This is a genomic window from Dactylosporangium sp. NPDC006015 (assembly GCF_040614215.1).
GTDB lineage: Bacteria > Actinomycetota > Actinomycetes > Mycobacteriales > Micromonosporaceae > Dactylosporangium > Dactylosporangium maewongense.
Map to the genome: position 1 here is coordinate 89,678 of NZ_JBEXUD010000023.1, position 22,443 is coordinate 112,120.

At 70.1% G+C, this 22,443-nt stretch carries 16 protein-coding genes and 4 pseudogenes; 17 read left to right on the plus strand and 3 right to left on the minus strand.

Annotated elements, in window-relative coordinates; genetic code table 11:
* Positions 1–27 precede the first annotated feature (27 nt).
* Positions 28–879, plus strand: coding sequence for an RNA polymerase sigma factor SigJ (sigJ, locus tag ABZ321_RS33755; RefSeq protein ID WP_344505350.1), 852 nt, complete (start codon positions 28–30; stop codon positions 877–879).
* Between the two features lie 146 nt (positions 880–1,025).
* On the opposite strand, the pseudogene ABZ321_RS33760 reads toward sigJ, so the two are convergent.
* Positions 1,026–1,496: pseudogene (locus ABZ321_RS33760) on the minus strand (IS6 family transposase); the annotation flags it as partial.
* 44 nt (positions 1,497–1,540) lie between these two features.
* Here ABZ321_RS33760 and ABZ321_RS33765 point away from each other — a divergent pair.
* A pseudogene (locus ABZ321_RS33765) lies at positions 1,541–1,987 on the plus strand (transposase); the annotation flags it as partial.
* A gap of 8 nt (positions 1,988–1,995) precedes the next feature.
* On the opposite strand, the gene ABZ321_RS33770 reads toward ABZ321_RS33765, so the two are convergent.
* Positions 1,996–2,742 (minus strand): hypothetical protein, encoded by a 747-nt coding sequence (locus ABZ321_RS33770; RefSeq protein ID WP_344505349.1) that lies wholly within the window; start codon positions 2,740–2,742, stop codon positions 1,996–1,998.
* Positions 2,743–2,774: 32 nt separating this feature from the next.
* Between ABZ321_RS33770 and ABZ321_RS33775 the strand changes: the two genes are divergently transcribed.
* The 14 genes and pseudogenes from ABZ321_RS33775 (at position 2,775) to ABZ321_RS33840 (ending at position 19,219) form a co-directional block, all read left to right on the plus strand.
* On the plus strand, positions 2,775–3,221 hold the full coding sequence (locus ABZ321_RS33775) for an Hsp20/alpha crystallin family protein (RefSeq protein WP_344505348.1): 447 nt from the start codon (positions 2,775–2,777) through the stop codon (positions 3,219–3,221).
* A gap of 635 nt (positions 3,222–3,856) precedes the next feature.
* A pseudogene (locus tag ABZ321_RS33780) lies at positions 3,857–4,126 on the plus strand (transposase); the annotation flags it as partial.
* Positions 4,127–4,524: 398 nt separating this feature from the next.
* A complete protein-coding gene (locus tag ABZ321_RS33785) occupies positions 4,525–4,845 on the plus strand; it encodes a hypothetical protein (RefSeq protein ID WP_344505709.1) in 321 nt (106 codons plus the stop codon).
* A gap of 3 nt (positions 4,846–4,848) precedes the next feature.
* Positions 4,849–7,584: an FAD-binding and (Fe-S)-binding domain-containing protein gene (locus ABZ321_RS33790; protein ID WP_354898935.1), complete on the plus strand. Its 2,736-nt coding sequence runs from the start codon at positions 4,849–4,851 to the stop codon at positions 7,582–7,584.
* A 587-nt stretch (positions 7,585–8,171) separates the two neighbouring features.
* Positions 8,172–8,336 (plus strand): annotated as a pseudogene (locus ABZ321_RS33795) (IS1380 family transposase); the annotation flags it as partial.
* Between the two features lie 173 nt (positions 8,337–8,509).
* Positions 8,510–9,757, plus strand: a complete 1,248-nt coding sequence (locus ABZ321_RS33800) for an ROK family transcriptional regulator (protein WP_344505345.1) — start codon at positions 8,510–8,512, stop codon at positions 9,755–9,757.
* Positions 9,757–10,638: a sugar ABC transporter permease gene (locus ABZ321_RS33805; protein WP_344505344.1), complete on the plus strand. Its 882-nt coding sequence runs from the start codon at positions 9,757–9,759 to the stop codon at positions 10,636–10,638. The genes ABZ321_RS33800 and ABZ321_RS33805 overlap by 1 nt, the downstream gene beginning before the upstream one ends.
* Positions 10,631–11,434, plus strand: a complete 804-nt coding sequence (locus ABZ321_RS33810; protein WP_327002122.1) for a carbohydrate ABC transporter permease — start codon at positions 10,631–10,633, stop codon at positions 11,432–11,434. The genes ABZ321_RS33805 and ABZ321_RS33810 overlap by 8 nt, the downstream gene beginning before the upstream one ends.
* Before the next feature lie 28 nt (positions 11,435–11,462).
* The gene (locus tag ABZ321_RS33815) at positions 11,463–12,743 is read left to right on the plus strand and encodes a sugar ABC transporter substrate-binding protein (protein WP_354898940.1); all 1,281 of its coding nucleotides are present in this window, start codon (positions 11,463–11,465) and stop codon (positions 12,741–12,743) included.
* Between the two features lie 40 nt (positions 12,744–12,783).
* On the plus strand, positions 12,784–13,854 hold the full coding sequence (locus ABZ321_RS33820) for a glycoside hydrolase family 15 protein (protein WP_344505340.1): 1,071 nt from the start codon (positions 12,784–12,786) through the stop codon (positions 13,852–13,854).
* Positions 13,851–16,028, plus strand: coding sequence for a TIM-barrel domain-containing protein (locus ABZ321_RS33825; RefSeq protein WP_354898943.1), 2,178 nt, complete (start codon positions 13,851–13,853; stop codon positions 16,026–16,028). Before ABZ321_RS33820 ends, ABZ321_RS33825 begins: the two co-directional genes overlap by 4 nt.
* Before the next feature lie 86 nt (positions 16,029–16,114).
* The gene (locus ABZ321_RS33830; RefSeq protein WP_354898946.1) at positions 16,115–16,849 is read left to right on the plus strand and encodes an MBL fold metallo-hydrolase; all 735 of its coding nucleotides are present in this window, start codon (positions 16,115–16,117) and stop codon (positions 16,847–16,849) included.
* Complete coding sequence (locus ABZ321_RS33835) at positions 16,846–17,868, plus strand: Gfo/Idh/MocA family oxidoreductase (RefSeq protein WP_344505334.1); 1,023 nt, start codon at positions 16,846–16,848, stop codon at positions 17,866–17,868. Before ABZ321_RS33830 ends, ABZ321_RS33835 begins: the two co-directional genes overlap by 4 nt.
* 46 nt (positions 17,869–17,914) lie before the next feature.
* Positions 17,915–19,219, plus strand: a complete 1,305-nt coding sequence (locus tag ABZ321_RS33840; protein ID WP_344505332.1) for an aminotransferase class III-fold pyridoxal phosphate-dependent enzyme — start codon at positions 17,915–17,917, stop codon at positions 19,217–19,219.
* Between the two features lie 73 nt (positions 19,220–19,292).
* Here the strand turns inward: ABZ321_RS33840 and ABZ321_RS33845 are convergent, their stop codons facing one another.
* Positions 19,293–20,336, minus strand: coding sequence for a Gfo/Idh/MocA family oxidoreductase (locus tag ABZ321_RS33845; protein WP_354898950.1), 1,044 nt, complete (start codon positions 20,334–20,336; stop codon positions 19,293–19,295).
* A 200-nt stretch (positions 20,337–20,536) separates the two neighbouring features.
* On the opposite strand from ABZ321_RS33845, the gene ABZ321_RS33850 reads away from it, so the two are divergent.
* Positions 20,537–22,432: an ABC transporter permease subunit gene (locus ABZ321_RS33850; RefSeq protein ID WP_354898953.1), complete on the plus strand. Its 1,896-nt coding sequence runs from the start codon at positions 20,537–20,539 to the stop codon at positions 22,430–22,432.
* The last annotated feature ends 11 nt before the right edge of the window (positions 22,433–22,443 follow it).

Here is a 22,443-nt window from a genome sequence, read left to right on the forward strand (position 1 = left end):
TGACGACGTAGACCACAATCGTGTGACATGGACGATGGCGAGCAGCACCGCCGGTACCTGTTCGCGGTCGCCTACCGGCTGCTGGGCAGCGCCGCGGACGCCGAGGACGCGGTGCAGGAGGCGTTGCTGCGCTGGCACACCGCCGCGCCCGCCGGCGTGCAGCACCCGCGGGCGTGGCTCACCACCGTGACGTCGCGGATCTGCCTGGACCTGCTCGGCTCGGCCCGCGCCCGCCGTGAGACGTACCCCGGGACCTGGCTGCCCGAGCCGCTGCTCGGATACGACGACTCGGACCTCGGCGAGGCCACCGTCCTGCGGGAGTCGGTGCGCACCGCCGTCCTGCTGGTCCTGGAGAGCCTCTCGCCCGCCGAACGGGTCGCGTTCGTGCTGCACGATGTGTTCGGCATGGACTTCGACCGGCTCGCGACCGTGGTCGGCCGCACCCCGGCGGCGTGCCGGCAGCTCGCGTCGCGGGCGCGCCGCCGGGTCCGCGCCGAGGCCCCAGCTCGCGCGCCAGTCTCCGCAGAGGAGCACCGGCGGGTCACCGCGGCGTTCCTCAAGGCCACCGCCGACGGCGACCTCGCCGACCTGGTGAGCCTCCTCGATCCGCGGGTCGTGCTGCGCTCCGACGGCGGCGGCGAGGTGCTCGCTGCGCGGGTGCCGGTCCATGGCCCCGAGCGGGTGCTGACGCTGTTGTCCGGGCTCGGCCGCCGGTACGCCGGGGTGCGGGCCCGCCCGGTGCCCCTGGCCGGCGGCGCGGGCCTCACCCTGGAGCTGGGCGCGACGCTGATCGGCGTGATCGGCATCGAGGTTGCCGGCGGCCGGGTCACCGAGCTGAACCTCGTGGTCAACCCGGCCAAGCTGCGCCGATCGACGTAGCCTCAGCTGCCGCGCGTCGCGATCCAGCGGAACCGGTCCTGCGTGTTCGGCCCGGCGTGGAGACCGGGTTCGAGCAGCTCGCGCTGAGCGGCGCTGTTGCGTTTGCCGATCGGAGGGCACGGTTCGAGCATGGCCTGGCTCAGTCTTCAGATGACGGTGGCGAGCTCGTTCAACGCGGCGGCGCCGGGGAGTCCGCGTGGGGCGTCGAGCCCGAGTTCGTAGTGGCCTCGGCGGAGGTTCTGTATGAACGCGTGTCCGGCGATGATTGTCTGTGCGGTCCGGTCGGTGCGTAGCCCGCGCATCGGTCTGAGCCGGTGCTTGAGCTGGCTGTGGTCGGCCTCGATCCGGTTGTTGGCGTGCCGTTCGACGTGGTGCCACGTTGAGGGAACCAGTTCATCGAGGAACGCTGGATACATTGGCGCCGCGTCAGTGACCACCTCTGTGGGTCGCACCGTCAACGTGGTCATCGCCCGCCGGAAGAACCGACGTGCCGCAGCAGCGTCGCGGCGGGCGGAGACGAGCACGTCGATGACCTGGCCGTCCTGGTCGACGGCCCGATACACGTATCGCCAGACACCGCTGACCTTGACGTAGGTCTCGTCAATGAACCACCTGTCACCACCCGGACACGACCCAGGACACGACCCCGGACACGGCGATGGTCGACCTGCTGTGGCAGGCGTTCCTACGCCGGTTCGACATCGAGCACACGTTCCGGCTGTTCAAGCAGACGCTCGGCTGGACCGTGCCGAAACTGCGCGACCCAGCCGCCGCCGACCGGTGGACCTGGCTGATCATCGCCGCCCACACCCAGCTGCGACTGGCCCGCCCGATCGCCGCGGACCTGCGCCGCCCATGGGACAGCCGGCGCCACCGGAACGGCTCACCCCGGCCCGCGTCCGGCGCGGATTTCGGCACCTCCGCGCGACAAGCACCTGTCCCGCGAACGCACCAAACCCACCCGGGCAGGACCCGGACGCCACCCGGCCAACCAAACCGCCACCCCGCCCACCGCTACGACGTCCACACCGTCACCAGCAACGAACCCGGCAAACCGAAACCTGGAAAGAAGAAGTCGACCAGCCCTCGGCCACGCCGCACAGGTTAAAGATCAAGTTAGGTCTGCGTCCCGCCGCCGTGTTGGTCGCGTTGCTGTTGAGTGGCGTGGCGGACGTCGTTCGTGGCGGTCGTGACCTGGTCGATCTGGCTGGCCAGGTGGAGATGGTGGTCGGTGAGGTGCTGCCGTACGGCAGCAAGTCGGTCGGGCAGCATGGCGGCGTCAGGGGCACCGAGAGCGGCGTGCAGGTCGTCGAGGTCGCCAGCGGCTTCGACGGGCAGGTCGGTGAGCGCGGTGACCTGGCCCGCGATGCGCCGGAGATCGGCGGTGCGGTCGTTGGCCCATCGGGTCACGGCCCGGGTGCCGGCGCGTTGATCGCGTTCGGCGCGGACGCGGTCCTCCCGGGTGCCGCCGGTGCCATCGCCGGTGCCGGTGGTGGCGATGCGGAGGTAGCGCCGCTCGGCGGCTTGGCGGCTCGTCACGCCCATCGCGGGAGCCAGACGCTGCCAGCTGACGCCAGCCCGGCGGGCGGCGGCAACCAGTTCGGGTTCAAACCGCGCGAGCCGCTGCTGCAACGCGTGGAGCAGGGACAGGGCGCTGAGGAGCTCGTCCGGGTCAGCTCGCTTGCCGGCTGTTGTGCCAGCGACGGCGGCGAGGATCCTGGCGAGCGTGTCGGCGGCATCGGTTTCGTCCTGGCCCGAGACGGTCGGCTGCGCCATGAGAAACCCTCCAGCAGAAGTCGTCATTCCGGTGACAACAGGGTTGTCGTCGTAGTGACGACGTGATAGAAACACGGTATCGCGCATTGACTGTTCCGTCGAGTGCAGGAGGTGTCGTCATGTTGATGCGCAGCGAACCGTTCACCGAGGTCCACCGCCTCGCCCAGCAGTTGCTGGGAGGGTCGTCCGCAGGAACCTGGTCGCATCCGGCAGCGATGCCGGTCGACGCGTACCGCAGTGGCGATGAGTTCGTGATCGCCTTCGACCTGCCGGGCGTGGATCAGGACGCGATCGACGTGGACGTCGAGCGCAACATGCTGACCGTGCGATGCGAGCGCCGTCCGGTCGACCTCGGCGACGAGGCCCAAGCGGTCCTGTCGGAACGACCGCTCGGAGTGTTCTCCCGCCAGCTGTTCCTCGGCGATGCCTTGGACACCGAAAAGATCCAGGCCACCTACCGCAACGGCGTCCTGGTGCTGCGGATCCCGGTCCGGGAGAAGGCGAAGCCCCGCAAGATCACCGTCTCGGCGCACACCGGATCGGACCAGAAGGTCCTCGGCAGCTGACTTCCACCCGTGACGCTCCCGGACGATCGAGAGCAACGGCACGCTGGACGAGAGGAGGTGATCGGTGATGCCAGGTGCGCACACTGGACTGTCGCCAGAGTGGGACCGCGGATTCGACGTCGCATTCGCTGAGCTCATCGGCCACGACCACGACTTCGTCGACACCGAGTTCACGGCGCTTACCATCGCGAACTGGCCGGCACCGCCCGACAGCCCGCCACCGGCATCGACGCGGCGAAACCAGACGCTCAGCGACAACACCTGACCGAAACCACCCGCTGGCCGGTGGCGTCCGATGACGCCACCGGCCAGCGACCATCTGCGTCCCCGGCGGCATCGCACCATGGTCGATGCCGCTGGCGGGATGAGAGACATCTGGTGGCCGAGTCGTGCCGGGTGCGACGAACAACAGCCTGACAGGCCGCCGCACGCGGTGCCGCCACGGTCCGCGAAGCGCAGCAAGCGTCGACACCATTCCTCTTGTCTAGGGAAGAAGATCCGATCAAAGGCTGCGGAGGATCAGTGTGCCTGACGATGGCCGTGGTGGTTTGGGTGGGGATCTCGGCCGGTTCCGCAGGGAGTTGTACCGCTGTTTGACGGCTCGTGCTGATGCGTTGTTTGAGTTGACGGACGCGGTGTTGTGTGCGGACGGGCCGGCGTTGTCACTGGTCGCGGAGCACCGGCGTGGTCACGGCGCGTTGTATGACGCGCTTGCGGCCGGGCGGGTGGACGTGCAGCGGCTGCGGACCGCGGTGGCGTCGGTGTCGTTGCCGCGCGCGGCTGACGGCCGGATCGTGCTCGCGGTGGACGTCACCTGCTGGTTGCGTCCGGAGGCGAACACCGTGCCGGAACGGATCCTGTGTCACATGTACGGGCGGGCCAAGGACAGCACATCGGAGTTCCGGGTTGGCCGTACTCGTTCGTGGTGGCGTTGGAGACCGGCCGCGTCACCAGCAACGAACCCGGCAAACCGAAACCTGAAAGAAGAAGTCGACCAGCCCTCGGCCACGCCGCACAGGTTAAAGATCAAGTTAGCCGTGCGCACGCGTGCAGCGCTGTCCGGAGAAGCCAACGGCGTGCCGAAGTCGCGCAGCGGACCAGTGGAGGCGATCCGGGCGCTACGAGTCGCGCGCCGCGGAGCGATCAAAGCCCGCACCGCGGCGTTCAGCCAGATGCACGGCTTGGTCGCAGCACTGTTCGGATTGCCTTGCTCCTGTCGCGGCCCCGGCCGTCGGCCAGTCAGATCCCATCCGACTTTGTGGCTGATGGTGCTGATGTGGTTGCACCACTCACTATGGGTGCCATGGCGGAGGGTCGGCAGCAGTGGCGGTGGCGCGGCCGTGCGGTGGGTGCGCTCGTCGGGGTGGCCGTTGCAGGGGGTGCGGGAGCGGGCGCGGGCCTGCGCAACCCCTGGGTGGGAGTGCCCCTTGCCGCGGTTGGAGCGCTCAGCGACGGGGCCGTCGACCCAGCCGGCACCATCGCCGCCTACGCGGACGGATCCGTCGACCCGCGGCCCCCGGTCGCCGCCACCGTCGGCCTCGACGAGGTCACCGAGGTGTTCGCCGGGCACCGGCCGGCCGACACCGGACCGGGCCCGAAAATCCACGTCGACCCACGGCGGTAACCCATGAGCGACTCCTCCCTGCTTGCACCGCTGGAACAGCTGGCGCCAGGGTCCGTGCGGACCCGGGCGTCCGACCGGCTCGGCATGGCTCACGACGCCTCCCACTACCTGCTCACCCCACAGGCCGTCGTCGTCGCGAACGATGCCGCCCACGTCGGCGCGCTGATGCGTGCCAGCGCCCAACTCGGTCTCGGAGTCACGTTCCGGTCCGGCGGCACCAGCCTCAGCGGGCAGGCGGGCACCGACCACCTGCTGGTCGACGTGCGCCGCAACTTCCGCAACATCGAGATTCTCGACAACGGCGACCGTGTCCGGGTCCAGCCCGGTGCGGTGCTGCGGCAGGTCAACGCGCGGCTCAGCCGCTACGGCCGCAAACTCGGCCCGGACCCGGCCAGCGAGGCCGCGTGCACCGTCGGTGGAGTCGTGGCCAACAACTCCAGCGGCATGACCTGCGGCACCCATGCCAACGCTTACCGCACGTGCGAATCGATGACCCTGGTACTGCCCTCCGGCACGGTCATCGACACCGCGGCCGGCGACGCCGACGCACGGCTGCGGCATCTCGAGCCGGGCCTCACCACCACCCTGGAACAGCTGCGTGATCGCATCCGCGGCAACCCCGACTCCGTCCGGCGGATCGCCGAACAGTACGCCATGAAGAACACCATGGGGTACGGCCTCAACAGCTTCCTGGACCACGACACCCCGGTCCAGATCCTCGCTCACCTGATCATCGGCAGTGAAGGCACGCTCGGGTTCGTCGCCGAAGCCGTGTTCCGCACCGTGCCGGTGCACCATGCGGCCAGCACCGGCCTGATCGTCTTCAACACCCTGCACACCGCCATGGCCGCCATGCCGGAACTCGTCGACGCCGGCCCGGCCGCGATCGAACTGCTCGACGCCGAGTCGTTGCGCGTCGCCCAACTCGACACACAAGCCGACGCCGCACTCCGCGGGTTCACCGTCGACCAGCACGCCGCGCTGCTGGTGGAATGGCAGGAAGCCGACGACGAGCAGCTCACCGCCCGCGAAGAACAGGCCCGGCGACTGAGCACACCGCCGAAACTCAGCCGGGACCCGGCCGGGCGGGCGGCGCTGTGGCACATCCGCAAAGGCCTCTACGCCACCGTCGCCGGCAACCGCCCCACCGGAAGCGTCGCCCTGCTCGAGGACGTCGCCGTTCCGGTGCCGGCCCTCGCCGGGCTGTGCGACGACCTCAACCAGCTGTTCGACCGGCACCGCTACGAGCGCAGCGTCATCTTCGGCCACGCCAAGGACGGCAATCTGCACTTCATGCTCAACGAGCAGTTCGGCGCCGGTGACCAGACCAGCCGGTACGCCGCCTTCACCGAGGAGATGGTCGACGCGGTCCTGGCTCGCGGCGGCACCCTCAAGGCCGAACACGGCACCGGCCGGGTCATGGCCCCGTTCGTGCGGCGCCAGTTCGGCGACGAGCTGTTCGAGGTCATGCAGCAGGTCAAACGCGCCTGCGACCCGGCCGGCCTGCTCAACCCCGGAGTGCTGCTCACCGACGACCCGCAGGCTCATCTGCGCCATCTCAAACCCGTGGTCACCGTCGAGGCCGAGGTCGACCGGTGCGTCGAATGCGGCTACTGCGAACCGGTGTGCCCCAGCCGGGACCTCACCACCACACCGCGGCAGCGCATCGTGCTGCGCCGTGAACTCGCCATGGCACGCAGCGCAGGTGATGCCACGTTGGCCGGTCAGCTCGAACGGGAATATCAGTACGAGGCCGTCGATACCTGCGCCGTCGACGGAATGTGCGCCACCGCGTGTCCCGTCGGCATCAATACCGGCGACCTGACCAGACGGCTCCGCGCGGACGCCAACGGCCGCATCGCCGAACGGGTATGGACAGGCGCCGCGCGGCACTGGGACGCGGCCACCCGAGCCATGAACATCGCGCTCGACGCCGCCGCGGTCGCACCGCCGGGTCTGGTGGAAGCAGTCACCCGCGTGCCGGGCCTGCCGAGCTGGAGCCGGGATCTACCGGTCGGCGGCGGCCGCCGTCGTGCCGCACCGCAGCACGACGCGGACGCCGTCTACCTACCGTCCTGTCTCAACACGATGTTTGCACCAGCCGCCGGCGGCGCTGGCGTCATGACCGCGATCCGACGTCTCGCGCAGCGCGCCGGCCTGCGGCTGCACATTCCTGAGGGCATCGGCGACCTGTGCTGCGGCACCCCGTGGTCGTCCAAAGGCCTGCCCGCCGGCTACGCCGTCATGCGCGACCGGGTCCGGGCCGCCGTGGCCGGCACGACGCTGCCGGTGATCATCGACGCGGCGTCGTGCACGGAGGGTTTCCACAAGCTCCTCGACGACTCGGCGGTGATCGACGCGGTCGCATTCACCGCCGAGCACATCCTGCCTCGCCTCACCATCACCCACCGGCTGCCATCGCTGGCGTTGCATCCCACCTGCTCCTCTACCCGGCTTGGTCTCGATGCCGCGATCACCCGCATCGCCGAAGCAATCGCCGAACGCGTCGAGGTGCCCCACGACTGGCAATGCTGCGCGTTCGCCGGCGACCGCGGTCTGCTGCACCCGGAACTGACGGCCTCCGCAACCCGCGCCGAGGCCGACGCCGTCAACCGCGGCGACTACGCCACGCATGCCTCGGTCAACCGAACCTGCGAGATCGGGTTGACCCGCGCGACCGGGCACCCCTACCACCACCTGCTCGAACTGCTCGACACCGCCACGGGGAGCCCGACGTGAGCGGCTGCACCCAGTCGCGCTACGGATCAGAAGGTGCGACTGGCGTCGGGCAACGCTCAACGCATCAGGCCCCGCCCGTGTCCAGTGGCACCTGCGTGCCGGCATCCACCAGCACCGACTCAGCTGGCAGCTGTGATGAGCTCCGGGCCGAGCAGCGCGGCACCGGCACCGTTGGGCACAAACGCCCACGAAGTGATGTTCCCCCTCGCGCCCTCGGCGGGAAGTCGCCGACGCGTGGATACGCCATGCACGCAGTCTCACGGTTCGACGTCAGCGACCGCATTGCCAAACCCTTCGCGCCACTCCGCACTGCTGCGACGCGGCGGTGCCAGAGCTGGTCGTAGCGGCGGCCAGTCCGGCCGGCGGTGACCGCGGCGTGCGGTGACGCCTTGGCCGGGTTGCGGCAGCGGCACGGCACGCCGATCCTGATCCGCTCGGACTCCGCCGGCTGCACCCACGGCCTCCTCGCCCACATCCGCGGCCTGCGCGAGCACGGCCTGGACACCCGGTTCTCCGTCGGCGTCGCGATCACCGAACCGATCCGTCAGGCGATCCTGGCCGCCAAGCAGCACCTGCTATGGGTGCCGGCACTCGACAGCGACGGCGAACCCCGCGACGGCGCGGAGGTCTGAGAACTGACCGGTCTCGTCCCCGACGACGGCTACCCACCCGGGACCCGGTTCATCGTCCGCCGCGAACGACCGCACCCCGGCGCCCAACTGAGCTTGCTCGACACCATCGAGGGCATGCGCCACCAGGGTCGATGCCCCGGTCGTACCCGCCGGCGGCGGTCGTCGCACCTGTCGGAGGCGATCGGAGTCGAGTCGGGGTCACAAGGCGATGACCCGGCCCCGCAGGCTCGCCGGTTACCGAAAACGTGTCCTTGACGTTGGAGGTTCGGCGTGGGACTTTGTATCGCAACTTAATGAAGTGGGTGGACGAAGTGCCGTTGGCGAAGCATGGGGCAGGCAGGGATCTCTCCCGGTCGGCAGTGCTCGCGCTCCTGGGGAGCCGCGGGCCGACGTCGCGCGCGGACATCGCGCGTGAGCTCGGGCTCAGCCCCACGGCCGTGTCGCAGATCATGCGGCGGCTGCTGGAGCAGCGGATGGTCGAGGAGGTCGCGCAGGCGCCGTCCAGCGGCGGGCGGCCCGGATCGCTCATCGGCCTCGTCGGCGGGGCCGGCCGGGCGCTCGGGGTCAAGGTCGCGGCCGACCACCTCGCGATCGTCAACGTCCGCCTCGACGGGCAGATGCTCAGCAGCACCACGCTGGCGTTCGACGCGATGGCCCCCGACGCGCTGCCCAGGCTGGCCGCCGAGCTGGCAACCCACACGCACAGTGACCCCGGCCTGCCGAAGCTGCTGGGCGTCGGGGTGGCGGTGCCCGGCGTCGTGGCCCGCCCGGACAAGGGCACCGTCGACGCTGACGTCCTGCAGTGGCGCCGGCTGCCGGTCGGCCGGCACCTGCGCGGCGTGCTCGGGTTGCCCGTCGTGGTCGAGAACGACGTCAACGCCCTCGCCGTCGCCGAGGTGCTCTACGGTCACGGCCGCGAGGCCGACGACTTCCTCGTGCTGACCATCGGTCGCGGCATCGGCATGGGCATCGTCGCCGACCGCTCGGTGTACCGGGGCGGCAGAGGCGGCGCGGGCGAGTTCGGGCACGTGCCGATGGACGAGCAGGGCCCGCCGTGTCAGTGCGGGCGGCACGGCTGCCTGGAGGCGTGGCTCGGCGAGCCGGCACTGGAGCGCATCGCCCGCGAGCGCGGCGTGATCGGTCCGCGGCAAGGGTTCGCCGCGCTCGTCACGGCCGCCGATCGCGGCGACCGGCTCGCGGCCGAGATCTTCGCCGACGCCGGGCGGCTGCTCGGCCGGGCGGTCGCCGGCGCCGCGAACATGTTCGACCCGGACCGGATCGTCATCTCCGGCGAGGGCGTGGCGCACTGGATCCACTGGGACGTCGCGTTCCGCGCCGAGTTCGCCCGCCGCCAGGTCCGCGGCGGTGACGGCATCGCCGTGGTCCTGCACACCTGGGACGACAGCAGCTGGGCGCAGGGCGCGGCGGCGCTGGTGCTCGCCGCGCCGTTCGACCTCGACGGGTTCGGTGGCGACCAGGCGAACCTCGTTGTCGCCCGCCTGCATGGCAGCGTCGAGGGCGCCGACGGGACGGTGGACTGATGGTCGGCCCGCGCGGTGTGCGCAAGTTCGGCATCGTTGCGCTCTTCCTGCTGCCGAGTGCCGTGCCGCTGCTGCTGTTCACGATCGCGCCGATGCTCGGCGCGGCGTGGATCAGCCTGCACAGCTGGAACCTGCAGTCGCCGATGCGGTGGACGGGCCTGGACAACTTCACCCGCCTGCTCGGCGACGCGGAGACCCGCGACGCGCTGCTGCACACGCTGTACTTCCTGGCGCTGTACCTGCCGCTGGTCTACCTGCTGGGACTGGCGCTCGCCGTCGGACTCAACCGGCGGTTCCCCGGGCGGAGCCTGCTGCGCTCGATGTACTTCCTGCCGGTCGTCACCAGCTGGGTGGTCGTCGCCCTGACCTGGAAGTGGCTGCTCAACCCCGCCAACGGTCTGGTCAACCACGCCCTGGAGTCGGTCGGCATCGCGGGCCCGGGGTGGTGGGCGTCGTCAGGATGGGCCATCCCGTCCGCGGTCGTCGCGTCGGTCTGGAAGGACGCCGGGTTCGTCATGGTGATCCTGCTGGCCGGTCTGCAGAGCATCCCAGAGGAGTACCTCGAGGCCGCCCGCCTCGACGGCGCGTCGGCATGGCAGAGCTTCTGGCGGGTCACGTTCCCGCTGCTGACCCCGTCCAGCTACTTCGTGGTGGTGATCTCGCTGATCAGCGGATTCCAGGTCTTCGACCAGATCTACGTCATGACCGGCGGCGGGCCCGCCGGCGCGTCCCGGCCGCTGGTCCAGGAGATCTACGACCTGACGTTCCGCTACGGCGACGCCGGTGGCGCGTCGGCCCTGAGCCTGCTGCTGTTCGCGCTGATCCTGCTGGTCACCGTGGTCCAGCAGCGCCTGCAGCGCAGGTGGGTGACCTATGTCTAGGCGGCTGCTCATCGCGGTGCTCGCCGTCGGCGCGCTGCTCATGATCTTCCCGTTCGTCTGGACCTTCGTCACCTCGATCACCGCCGGCGGTGACGTGCTCACCACGCCCCGCCTGATCCCCGAGAAGGCCGGTCTCGACGGGTACCGCACCCTCTTCGAGGTCCTGCCGTTCTGGCGGATCACGGTGAACAGCCTCGTGCTGGCCCTGGTCTCCACCGCGCTGCTGCTCATCACCAGCTCCACGGCGGCCTACGCCTTCGCACGGCTCGACTTCCCCGGCAAGAACGCCGTCTTCGTCGCGTACCTCGCGACGCTGATGATCCCCATGCAGGTGCTCGTCGTGCCGCTGTTCATCGAGATGCGCGCGTTCGACCTGATCGACACCTACGCCTCGCTCATCGTGCCGACGATCGCCTCCGCGTTCGGCGTCTTCCTGCTGCGCCAGTCCGTCGCCGTGCTGCCGAAGGAACTCGACGAGGCCGCGTTCGTCGACGGCGCCGGGCACATCCGCATCTTCCTGCGGATCACGCTCCCGCTGATCCGCCCCGCCCTGGTGACCTACGGCCTGTTCGCGTTCATGTCCAGCTGGAACGCGTTCCTGTGGCCGCTCGTGGTCATCCGCTCCCGCGAGTTCATGACCCTGCCGCTGGGCCTGGCCAGCCTCAGCGGCGAATACACCGTCCAGTGGAACGCCATCATGGCCGGTTCGGTGGTCAGCATCGTTCCCATCCTCGCCCTGTACGCCGTGGCGCAGAAGCACATCGTGCAAAGCGTCGCCCAGGCCGGTCTCAAGTAACCAGACACCCCCGATTGTGAGGCCCACCATGTCCGCTCGTCCCCGGCTCCGGTTACACCGGGCCGCCGCCGCTCTGATCACCGTCGCCGCTCTCGTCCTGGCCGGATGCTCCAAGGGCTCCGCCACCAAGGACACCTCCGAGGGGGGCGTCACCACAGTGCGCTACCTGACGTTCTCCGCCGCGCCCGACCACCTGGACGACCTCAACGGCATCGTCGCCGCGTTCGAGAAGGCCAACCCGGACGTCAAGATCTCCGTGCAGACCGCGCCGTACAAGGACTACTTCACCCAGTTGCAGACCTCGATCGCCGGCGGCACCGTCGCCGACGCCTTCGAGCTGGACTACCAGAACTTCGTCACCTACGCCCAGGCCGGCTCCCTCGCCGATCTTGCCGGCCCGGCGGCCAACGACAAGGCGTGGCAGCCGTCGGTGCTCTCGCCGGCCGCGCTCGACGCCTTCAAGCACGGCGGCAAGCAGTACGCACTCCCCGAGTCCTTCTCGACCGTCGTGCTCATCTACAACAAGGCGCTGTTCGACGCCGCCGGCGTGGCCTACCCCACGTCCGACTGGAAGTGGTCGGACGAGGCAGCCGCCGCGCAGAAGCTCACCAACAAGGCCAAGGGCGTCTACGGCGACTTCCAGCCGGTCAGCTTCTACGAGTTCTACAAGGCGGTGAACCAGGCCGGCGGCACGTTCCTCAGCCCCGACGGCAAGTCCGCCACGTTCAACAGCCCGCAGGGTGTCGCCGCGGCGAAATGGCTTATCGGCAAGCCCGGCACCACGATGCCGACGCTGACCGAGATCGGCAACACCCCCGACTTCGACACCAACCTGTTCAAGTCCGGCAAGCTCGCGATGTGGCACAACGGCAACTGGCAGTTCGACACACTCAAGGACGTACCGTTCGGCTGGGACGTCGTCGTCGAGCCCGGCGATGCGCAGAAGGCCAGCGCCGTGTTCCAGAACGCCGTGGCGGTGTCGGCGGCCAGCAGCCACAAGGACGCGGCGTTCCGCTGGCTGAACTACCTCACCACCTCCGAGCAGACGGTGACCGCGCGGATCAACTCGTCGTGGGAGCTGCCGCCGCTCGCGGACGCTTCGAAGCTGTCCGGCTACCTGAGCAAGACACCGCCGGCGAACCGCAAGGCCGTCATGGACGCGCTGGGCAAGCAGTCCCTGCTGCCGGTCATCGCCAAGGAACAGCAGATGCAGGACATCGTCAACAACGCCCTGACCAAGGCGGCCGGCGGCGAGGACCCGCAGAAGATCCTCGACGACGCGGCCAAGCAGGTCACCGCACTGCTGTAGCCCGGCGTCACGACGAACCCAGCAACGTAAGGAACAGCAGATGCGCGACCTGATCGAGCACAGCATCAAGGTGATCACCCGCGAGCAGGCGCCGAGCGGCGCCTACCCGGCCTGTTCGAGCTTCGCGGTGTACGGCTACGCGTGGCTGCGCGACGGCGCGTTCGTCGCCGAGAGCATGCGGGCACACGGCATCGCCGACGGGGCACGGGCCTTCCACGAGTGGACGGCCCGGGTGCTGACCGACCGCGCGGAGCGGATCGAGGCCGTCGTCGCGGCCCTCACCGCCGGCGAGGAGATCGACCAGGCGCGTTTCCTGCCCACCCGCTACACGCTCGACGGCGCCGACGGGTCCGAGTCCTGGTGGGACTTCCAGCTCGACGGCTACGGCACCTGGCTGTGGGCGTTGCAGCGACACCTCGACGGCAGCACCGACCACGCGTTCGCAGGGGCGGTCACGCTCACCGTGCGCTACCTCTGCGCCGCGTGGCGGCTGCCCTGCTACGACTGGTGGGAGGAGCACGCCGAGCAGGTCCACGTCGCTACGCTCGCATCGGTCGAGGCAGGGCTGCGCGCGGCGCTGCGCACCGGCCTGCTCGCCGACGGTGACGCCGGTACCGCATCGTCCACCGCCGACGCGATCGCCGCGGTCATCGCCGCGGACGGCAGCGTGGACGGGCGGCTGCGCAAGTGGCTCGGCTCCGACGCCGTCGACGGCAGCCTCCTCGCCGCCGTCGCCCCATTCCGCCTCGCGGACGATGCCACGGCGCGGCGCACGGTCGCCGCCGTGGAACGCGACCTCCTCGACGATGGCGGCGTGCACCGGTTCCGGGCCGACGTGTTCTACGGCGGCGGGCGGTGGCCGGTCCTCGCGGGCCTGCTCGGGCAGTCGTACCTCCGGCTCGGCCGCCCCGGCGACGCCCGCCGTCAGCTCGCCTGGATCGCCGGCACCGCCGCGGACAACGGCGACCTGCCGGAACAGGTCAGCGACCGGCTGCTGCACCCGCAGCAGCGCCAGGAGTGGCTGGAACGGTGGGGTCCGGTCGCGACCCCGCTGCTGTGGTCGCACGCCGCCTACCTGTCCCTCGCCGCAGAACTGGGGGTGACGCTGTGATCCGGCACCGGCCCTTCGGCTCCGGCCACGCGTACCAGCCGTCCATCGACCAGCGCCTGCCGGTGCGTCCCCTCGCGGGCGAGCCGGTGAACCTCGGCGTCGCGGCCGCCGCGTCCGTCACCGCCGTGCGCTGCGAGTGGGACGGCGGCGCCTTCGACCTGCGCCGCGAGGGCGCCGCGACCGGGCCGACGGCTGGGGCAGAGGGGCACCTCGCCACGGCAGCGGCCGGGCAGCGGGGCCGCAGCGTCCGCTGGGCCGCCGACAGCCCGCCGCTGCCCGCCGGCCGCCCGGTCCGGTACCGGTTCGTCGCCACCGACGGCACCCGCACCCGCCGCACCCGCTGGTTCGACGTCCAGGCGGTGGCCTGGTCGCCGACCGGCGGCACCCTCACCACCCACGGAACGAGCCGCCTGGAGCCCGGCACCACGTCCTGGCTCGTGGACCCCGACCAGGTCCACCGGGTACGGTTCGCGCTGCGCCTCGCCGCCGACGAGCACGTCGTGGGGTTCGGGGAACGCTTCGACCGGCTCGACCAGCGCGGGCACACCCTCGACGCGACCGTGTTCGAGCAGTACAAGGGCCAGGGCTCGGCCGGGCGCACGTACCTGCCGATGCCGTTCGCGCACGTTCTCGGCGGCGACGGCTGGGCGTTTTACGTCGACACGGCCGAGCGGACCTGGTACGACGTCGACGACCTGCTGTGGATTGAGGCGGACGTCACCGGGGGACACCTCGACGTGCGCTTCTACGACGGCTCTCCCGGCGACGTCCTTGCCGTGTGGCTCGGCGAGGTCGGCCGGCCGGAACCCATGCCGGACTGGGTGTTCCGGCTGTGGGCCAGCGGCAACGAGTGGAACACCCAGGAGCGGGTCACCACCGAGATGGCGCTGCACCGCAAGCACGACATCCCGGTCGGGGTCGTGGTCGTCGAGGCTTGGAGCGACGAGTCGACGTTCGTGGCGTTCCGTGACGCGCAGTACCAGGTCCACGACGACGGCCGCCCGCATCGCCTGGCCGACTTCACCTTCCCGCCGGACGGCGCCTGGCCCGACCCGAAGAGCATGGTCGACGACCTGCACGCCGACGGCGTCAAGGTCGTGCTGTGGCAGATCCCCCTGCAGAAGATGCGCCCCCACCCGACCGGCCAGAGCGCCGCCGACGCCGCCACGATGGTCGCCCGCGGCTACGGGGTGCGCGAGGGCGACGGCAGGCCGTACCGCAACCGCGGCTGGTGGTTCCCCACGGCCCTCATGCCGGATCTCACGAACCCCGAGGCGCGCGACTGGTGGCTGGCGAAGCGGCGCTACCTCGTGGAAGACGTCGGGGTCGACGGGTTCAAGACCGACGGCGGCGAACACGCATGGGGCCACGACCTGCGCTACGCCGACGGCTCGGTCGGCGCCACCGGCAACAACCGCTTCCCCGTGCACTACGCCGCGGCGTACGGTTCCGTGCTGCGCTCGTGCGGCAAGGCACCGGTCACGTTCAGCCGGGCCGGCTTCACCGGCTCACAGGCGCACGGCTTGTTCTGGGCGGGCGACGAGGACTCCACGTGGGAGGCGATGCGGTCCTCGCTGCGGGCCGGCCTCACCGCGGCGGCGTGCGGGATCGTCTACTGGGGCTGGGATCTGGCCGGATTCTCCGGACCGGCCCCCTCCGCCGAGCTGTACCTGCGGGCCACGGCGATGTCGGCGCTCCTGCCGATCATGCAGTACCACTCGGAGTACAACCACCACCGCACCCCGTCCCGCGACCGCACCCCGTGGAACATCGCCGCACAGACCGGCGACCCCCGGGTGCTGTCGGTGTTCCGCCGGTACGCGCACCTGCGTGAGCGGCTGGTGCCCTACCTCGCGTCCTCGGCGGCCCGGACGATCGAGACCGGCTGGCCGCTGCTGCGGTCGGTGTGCCTGGTCGCGCCGGACGACCCCCGCGCGTGGCAGCACCCGTACGACTACCTGCTCGGCGACGACCTACTGGTAGCCCCGGTGGTCGCGGAGGGCGCGACGACCCGGCCGGCCTACCTGCCGCCGGGACGCTGGCTGGACCTGCGGACCCATCAGGTGCTCGACGGCGCCAGCGAGGTGGAGGTCCCGGCCCCGGTCGACGAGATCCCGGTCTGGTGCCGCCTGGAAACAGCGGAACGCCATCGCGGCCTGTTCACCTCCGGTTGACCCGGCCCCGCCGGCGCTGTTCCTCGGCGACGTACGGACGAACGGGCGACTGGTCAAACCACCTGGCCACTGGTTAGGGTGCGGCGATGCGACTGTCGGAACATGTGCACCTGGTGGGGAGCGGCTGGCTCGGCTATTCGCTCTCTGACCGGCACGACGGCCATGTCTACCTGGTCGAGGGCGGCACGGCGTCCTTCCTCATCGACGCGGGGTCCGGGCTCGACACGGCGAGGATCGCGGCCCGGATCGAGGCCGCGCAGGTGCCACCCGTGACGCACATCCTCGTGACCCACGGCCACGCTGACCATGCCGCCGGCGCGGATGCTCTCGCGCGGCTGCTGGGCGCCGAGATCTGGACTTCGCCCGAGGTGGCCCGGATGCTCATCGATGCCGATGAGGTCGCTACCGGCCTGGCGCTCGCGCGCTCCGCCGGCGTCTACCCGGCCGCGCTGTCGCTGACGCCGACCGAGGTGCACCGGCGACTCGGGGATGAGACGTTCACCATCGGGGCCGCAACCGTACGCTGCATGCCCACACCCGGTCACGCGGTGGGGCATGCCTGCTATCTCGTCGATGTGGACGGTGCCCGCGCTGTCTTCACCGGCGATCTCGTCTTCGCCCGTGGGAGGGTCGCCGTGCTAGGCACCACCGAAACCGACGTCGGCGCGCTGCGCGACAGCATCGCTGCGGTGGCGGCGACCGGACCCGGCGCTCTCTTCCCGGGTCACGGCAGCGTCGCACTGAGCGACGCGGACCGCCACCTGGCGGCGGCCCTCGACGCCTTCGACCGCGGCCAACTGCCGCCGGGGCTGCTGCCATGAACGCCATCCCTGATAAGAGTGGTGCTCCGGAGCGGCTTCGGGTCGGCGTTTGCGGGTTGGGCTCCATCGGGCTGCGCCATGCCCGGCTGCTGGCGGAGTCGCCCGGGGTCCGCGTCGCGGCCTTCGACGCGGCGCCGCACGGTTTGCAGCTGCCACCGGCGGTCGAGGCGACCTTGACGATTGTCTCCTCGTTCGAGGAGCTGCTCGACGCGGCGCCGGACGCACTGGTGGTGGCCACCCCCGACGCCCTGCACGCGCCGCAGGCGATCGAGGCCTGCCGGCGGGGGATCACGGTGCTGGTGGAGAAACCGGTCGCCGATAGCGTCGCCGCAGCCGAGGAACTGGCCCGGGTGGCGGCGCAGAGCGGCGCGCGGGTGCTGGTGGGTTACGTGCTGCGCCACTACGCGGTGCTGCGACGGGTGCGGGAGCTGCTCGCCGACGGAGCCGTGGGCACGCCGGTCTCGGTGCACGTCAACCTCGGCGCGTACGAGACGCTTAGGGTGGCCCGCAACCGGTTCTCCGAAACGGACCGTTACCGGCTGCCGTACGACTACAGCCATGAGTGGGACTACCTGCAGTGGCTGCTGGGCCCAGTGGCCGAGGTCGCTGCGGTCGCCCGCCTCGCCGGTGACCTCCCGCTGCGTCAGGATCCCAACGTCATCAACGGGGTCGTCGCCTTCGACTCCGGTGTGACCGGAACGTTCCATCTGGACTACGTGCAGGAGGGGCAGGGCCGCCGGCTCGACGTGGTCGGAGACCGGGGCACACTGCGGGCCGACCTCGCCCGGGGTCGCGTCACGGTGCGGGCCCACGCTGACGCCCTCACCCGTTCCTACGACTGTTCCGAGGAGCGCGATGTCGCGTTCGGTCGCCAACTCAGCCACTTTCTGGACGTGGCCCGTGGTGTCGCGGTCCCGTTGGTGAGTGTCGAGGACGGGCTCCGGGCGCTGCGGGTCGCCGACGCGGTCGTGGCCGCATGCGACGGAGGGGGTTGGCGGAGCGTGGACGTTCGCATCTAGTGAAACAGAACTTTCGCGGAATGAAATACCGCCGTACCGTGGGGCGATGACGAACGAGTCAGTTGAGCGTGAACGGCGAGTACTCGCGCGGATCCCTGGCGGCGCGCAGCTGCTCTCCAAGCGGCCGGAACAGTTTGCGCCGGGTCAGTGGCCGCGGCACTATTCGCGCGCCAAGGGCGTGTATACCTGGGATCTCGACGGTCACCGGTACGTCGACATGAGTACCAGCGGTATCGGCACTTGTGTGCTCGGCTTCGCCGACGACGAGGTGGACTCCGCCGTCCGCGATGTCATCGCCAACGGATCCATGAGCACACTGAACTGCATCGAGGAGCTGGAGCTCGCCGAACTGCTCTGTGAGCTGCATCCGTGGGCCGACATGGTCCGCTACGCGCGCAGCGGGGGTGAGGCGCTCGCCATCGCGGTCCGGTTGGCCCGGGCCGCCACCGGACGGTCGACGGTGGCGTTCTGCGGCTACCACGGCTGGCACGATTGGTATCTGGCCGCGAACCTCGCCGGCCCGTCGAGCCTCGACGGGCATCTGCTGCCGGGCCTGGATCCCAGCGGCGTCCCGGCCCAGCTCGCCGGCACCGCATTCGGGTTCCGGTACAACAGGTTGGACGAGCTCGAGGCGATCATCGCCGAGCATCAGCTCGCCGCGGTCGTGATGGAGCCCATCCGCGAGCATGATCCCGAGCCGGGGTTTTTGCCGGGCGTGGTGGAGCTGGCCCGCCGTGCGGGTGCCGTCCTCATCTTCGACGAGGTGACCTCTGGCCTGCGCGTCAACACCGGCGGCATTCATCTCGAACTGGGTGTCGAACCCGATGTGGCGGTCTTCGCCAAGGCCATCGGCAACGGCTATCCGATGGCGGCCGTGCTGGGGCGCGCGGCTGTGCTGGAACACGCACAGCGCTCCTTCGTCAGCAGCACCTACTGGACCGAGCGGATCGGGCCGGCGGCGGCGCTCGCCACCCTACGCCGGCACCGGGACAACTCGGTGGGAACGCGCCTGACGGCGGTCGGCGCGGCCGTGCAGGCCGGCTGGCGGGCTGCGGCCGAGGAGGTGGGGCTGGCGGTGCGGATCCACGGCATCGCGCCGCTGAGCCACCTGCGTTTCGTGGAACAGCCGCAGCCCAGCGTTACCCTCTTCACCCAGCTGATGCTCGACCAGGGGTTCCTCGCCGGTGGTTCGTTCTATCCGTCCTTCGCGCACCAGGACGAGCATGTTGAGGAGTATCTGGCCGCGGTGCGCACCGTCTTCGCCGAGATCCGCGCGGCCCAGGACGCCGGATCGGTGCAGGCCGCCTTGCGCGGACCGGTGGCGCACACCGGCTTCACCCGCCTGACCTGACCGTTGGCTCGACCGTGGTCACCGTGGTGCAGGGCTGCTACGCCGATCTTCGCAACACGGTGACCACTGATCGTCAGGGTGCGCTGGACACGGCGTACGCATCGGGCAGGGCGGCGGGCTGGCGGTCCGGGTCGACCGTCTCGGTCCGGCCGGTGAGCATGCTGAGCTCCGCCGCTGCCAAGGTGCCGCACACGACCGCGGCGCTGTCGTAAGAGTACGGCCAGGCGGCCTCGCCACGGACCGCCGCGAGGAAGGCGGAGATCTCCTTGGCGTACATCGGCTCGTACTCCTGCTGCCAGTCACACAGGACCCGGGAGTACCCGTCGCCGAGGTCCGGCAGCGCGCGCTCCAGGGTGCCGGTCAGCAGGTCGAACCGGATGAAGCCGCGGTCGCCGATCGCCCAGCCCTGGCGAGCTGTCTGCGGGCTCGCCATGACCACCGTCAGCTGCCCGGTGGCGCCGGACGCCAACTCCATCTGCAGCGACCAGCTGTCGGCACCTGGTAGGTCGAGGCCGCCGCGCCGGACCACGCGCCCCGAGGCCGCCACCGGCGTGCCGAAGATGTGGTCGAGCGCGATGAGCTCGAACGGCACCATCTCCCGGGCCGGCGCGGTGGCACGGTGACGGGCGTAATATTCGGCGCCCTCGCCCGGATGCCAGCTCGGCGCGTTGACCGAGAGCACGTAGCCGTAGGCGTGCAGGGTGCCCAGTTCCTCCCGGACCACGCGGCGCAGTTCCTGGACGAAGGGGTGGAAGTACAGGGTGCAGGAGGGGGCCGCGACCAGTCCGCCCGCCGGCCGTCGAGCGTTCGCCGCTGCCACCGCCCGGGGATCGAAGGCCCAGATGTCGGCTTCGCAGAAGAAGTGCCGGCCGGTGTCCAGCGCCAGTCGCACATAGTCGGTGTGCTGGTCGGGCGGGGTCGAGATGACCAGTACGTCCGGCTCGGTCGCCATCGCCTCGTCGAGCGAGGCCGTGGAGGCGACGCCGAACCGGCTCGCCGCGGCAGCCCGCCGGTCGGCCCGCTGGTCGAACAGGGTCACCTCGACGCCCTCACACGCGCGTAGGTCACGAAGGCGCCGGGTGCCCATGGAGCCGGCGCCGATCTGCAGGATCCTCATCCCTGTCTCCCTTGTCGTGGACTTGAACTCAACAGTGTCATCAGCCGAAACGATCGCCGGGCCGACGTTACCGACCTGACATCGCGCCGTCTGCCAAACGTTACGGCAGTTGAAATGCACGTTCCATCTGTTGACATGGTGGCGTTCTGCATCGCAGACTTCCCGCACAACGCCGTGACGACAGGCCTGCGGGAGGATCGATGACGACAGAAGCGGTACCGGCACGCGGGAGCGTGTCGCGCCGGATCTCCCGCCGGGTGGACCGGCTCAGCGACCGCCGCTTCGCCCTATTGCTGTTCGTACCGGCAGCCGTGTTCATCGGCGTGATCGTGCTTCCACCGATCGCGGCAGTCTTCGTGATGAGCCTCTACCGGATCGAACTGCTTCAGGACGGACCGACGAGGTTCCTGGGCCTGGACAACATCACCCGGATGTTCAACGACTCATTCTTCGTCGACTCCATTCCGCGCACCCTCTGGTTCGCGGTCGGCACCACCGTGCTCACCATCCCGTTGGCACTCGCCACCGCACTGCTGATGAACAGGCGGTCGCGGTTCGAGACGCCGCTCGCCGTCGCGTTGTTGCTGCCATGGGCGATCGCCCCGATCGTGACAGGGTTCTTCTGGCGCTTCATCTTCCAGCCCAGCTTCGGGCTGGCGACCCAGGTCAGCAACGGACTCGGCCTCACCGAGGGTGCGGTGCCCTGGCTGCAGGAACCGACCACCGCGCTGGTGCTCGCGATGATCGCCACGGCGTGGCGATCGGTGCCCCTGCTGGCCCTCATCATCCTGTCCGCGCTCAAGGCGATTCCCAACCAGCTCTACCGCGCGGCCCGGATGGACGGTGCGACGCCGTGGCAGGCCTTCCGATCGATCACGCTACCCAGCATCGGGCCCACCCTGCTGATCGCCACGATCCTGCAGATCATCGTCTCGCTGCAGGTCTTCGACCTGCTCTTCCAGCTCACCCGTGGTGGCCCCGGCTTCGAGACGACGACCATCACCTACTACATCTTCACCGCCGCCTTCGACAACCTCAGTCTCGGCTACTCGGCGATGCTGGCCCTGTTCCTCATGGCGATCATCGTCGCCGCGAGCGGTGCGACACTCTACCTGCGTTCGGGCGGACTCCTCCGCCGCCGCCGCCAGGCGAAGAACCCCGCCGACGAGCCGGCCGGACGGTTGCGGCTCGACAGCGCGGCGCGGGCAGATCAGTCGCCGCAGGAGTGGCCCGAGGACTCGCGCAAGCGGCGTAGGTGGACCCTGCCACCCGCCGTACGCCGCGTCGGTTCGACGGTGGCGATCGGCGCGCTCCTCGTCTGGTCGATCGGCCCGACCCTGTGGATCGTGCTGGCCAGCTTGCAGCCGGAGTCCGCTGTCACCTCGGTGCCGCTGGACCTGACCGCGCGGCTGGACTTCTCCCAGTACGTCGACATCCTCACCAACGACAAGTGGCTCTCCTCGATCTGGGTGAGCCTGCAGATCACGGTCGGGTCGACGCTGCTGACGCTCCTGGTCGCCGCACTCGCCGCGTACCCGCTGGCCCGGCTCGACCTGCCCGGTAAGGGCGCCGCGATCGCGGTGCTCATGTTCGCCTACACCGTGCCGGCCATCGTCCTGCTCATTCCGCTGCTGTTCATCTTCAACGCGCTCAACCTCAACGACTCGGTGATCGGGTTGATTGTGGCCCACGTCGCCTTCTCGTTGCCACTGACGATCTGGTTGCTGCGCAACATCTTCGCAAGTGTCCCACCGGCGCTGGAGGCCTCGGCGCGGATGGATGGATGCACCAGGTTGGGCACCCTGTTCCGGGTGACCATCCCGTCGGCTTCGGCCGGCCTGGCCGCCACGGCAATTCTGCTGCTCATCAGCGTCTGGAACGAGTTCCTGTTCGCGGTTGTGCTGGGCAACCAGGGCGCGGTGACGGTCACGCGCAGGATCGGCTACATCAACTCGCCGTCGGGGATCAGTGGCGAACCTCCCTACACCTACCAGGCGGCGGCGGGCATCGTCGCCGTGCTACCCGTGATCGTTCTGGTGATCCTCTTCCACCGCCGGATCAGATCCGGCTTGAGTGAGGGCTACCTCAAGGGCTGAAGGGGCACAAC